Annotated in this window: 1 protein-coding gene; it reads left to right on the top strand. The window is 62.8% G+C overall.

Annotated features, from left to right (window positions below):
• On the top strand, positions 1 to 2,039 hold a 2,039-nt coding region (locus AC07VS_RS28725), incomplete at both ends, for a prealbumin-like fold domain-containing protein (protein ID WP_494752682.1).

The raw sequence follows: 2,039 nt of genomic DNA on the forward strand, positions 1-2,039 counted from the left end.
CACCACCGCCACGAGCGGTGGCGCTGCGGGCACCTGCTCGGTCACCCTGACAGCGACGACGGCGGGCAGTTACAACGTGACGGCCACGTTGGGTGGCACCCATGTTGGGGGCACCAATCCGGTGGCTGCATCCTTCAGCGCAGCCCAACCCAGCTTGCAAATCAGTCTCAGCAGCCTGGCGTTGACAGGTACGTTTCCGGTGGTTCAGTCCAGTGGCACGCTCGGTTGGAGCAGCGCCAGCGTTGTGACCACCGCCCCCGGGGGCTTCGCCGGCGTGGCAGGTTCTGGCGTACCGGTGAGCAACACCGGTACGGCCCAGCAAAGCCTGGCGACCGGCTCGGCTGGTACGCTGACCCTGTCCATGGACAGTTCTTGGTCCTGGTATGTGTCCAACAGCAGTTGCACCGTGACGGATGGCGCGGGCAATGGCGTGACAGGTGCTGTGGCCAGCGTTGATAACAGCGCGGGCGTGCTGACGCTGAACAGCACGGCCACTGCTGCGGGGCAGGCCATCCGTTGCAGCATCGAATTGACCCCGCGCCCGCAGTTCACGGTCAGTGCCAATGCCACGGACTACACCTCCATCAGCCGTTGGTGGGTGTTGCAGGCGGGGCCGACCTACCCCAATGGCCTGGGTGACCTTGGGTTGGGGCCGGTCAGTGCGGGCACTTCGTATGACTATCCAGCGGCTTACCTGACGGCGGCCTACGCTCCGGTTCAGTTGTCCGGGGTCACGACACCCATCAATTTTGGTGGGGACACGTTCATGTTTGTCAGGGGTTCAGAAGCAGACAACACGGACTCTCTTTTGGGTACTTATCAAACCTATCGCTCACTGGCCTCCGTGGCTTGTTTGGACAGCAACGCTGCATACAACGGAAACCCGACAAGCAGTTTCGACATTCCCATCACACCGTTGATGGGCACCTTCACCGTGCCGGCGAACCAGGTGCTTCCGGGCGCGATGTTGAAGTGCACGATGCAGTACCGCTACAACGTCTGGAATCTGGAGTCCGTCAATCCTTCGAGGCTGGTGATGGGACAGAACGCCGACTATCTGTTCAAACTGGCCGAGCAGTACCCCCTGTCGCCCTTGGTGATGCCGGCCGCCAACACCTTCGTGGTGTACAACCAGCTGCCGCCGCAAATGAACTACGTCGGGGCTCAGCCGGTGACCAGGACAGTCAACGGGTTGCCTTCATACACCCCAAGCGCCGTGAGTTGCGCTCCCTCGGGTACGGTTTCTGCCGGCTTGTTCCTCACCTGCCATGTGGTGATGCCGACCTATCCCGGTGCTGTTTCTACCAGCTCGAACATTTATTTCAATGTGACGGTGACGCCGGTGTCGGCGAGCGCGACGTACAGCAATGTGGCAGCCATGGACCCCTGGGTGGCGGGCAATGTCCGGGACCCATCAAGCTGTCTGGCTGCGGGTGATCCCGCTGGCTGCGCCATGACCGGTGCCAAGACGGTCAGCTCGGTTCTGACTCTGTCGGCGATCAGCCTGGGCGGTACCGGCACGTTCACGTTCACTGGCACCAATGGCTGGGTTTCGCAGTCCATGACCACCACTGCGCCAGGGACGCCCGTGTCGGGAGCCTCGCAGGTGCTTGACTCGGGCAACCCGGTGACGTTGAACCTGTCGGCCTCGCCCAGTGCTTACGTGATATCAGGCGTCAGTTGCACCGGCCTGGGCAGTGGCGGGGTGAGCTACACCTCATCCAGCCTGACGCTGAATGCCCTGGCCATGGCTGCGGGCAACTCACCAAGTTGCGCGGTCAGCCTGCAAATGCCCCCCCAACTCAGTGTCACGGTGACCTTGCCCAGCAGCGCTGCGGCCACACTTGGCATGGCACCTGATGCCACCCATGGCAACGGGTGGGTGGCCGGTTCGCTTACCTTCAGCAGCGGTGGCAGCACGTCTCAAACCTTGGGGCCTCAGTTCCTGAGCAGCGCCGGTGTTGCCACGCGGCTGAACCAGATCACGCCTACGCCCGCCACCTACAGCCTGGGCTCGGTCACGTGCACCGATGCCAACG

Source organism: Curvibacter sp. GW821-FHT01G03, assembly GCF_059422285.1.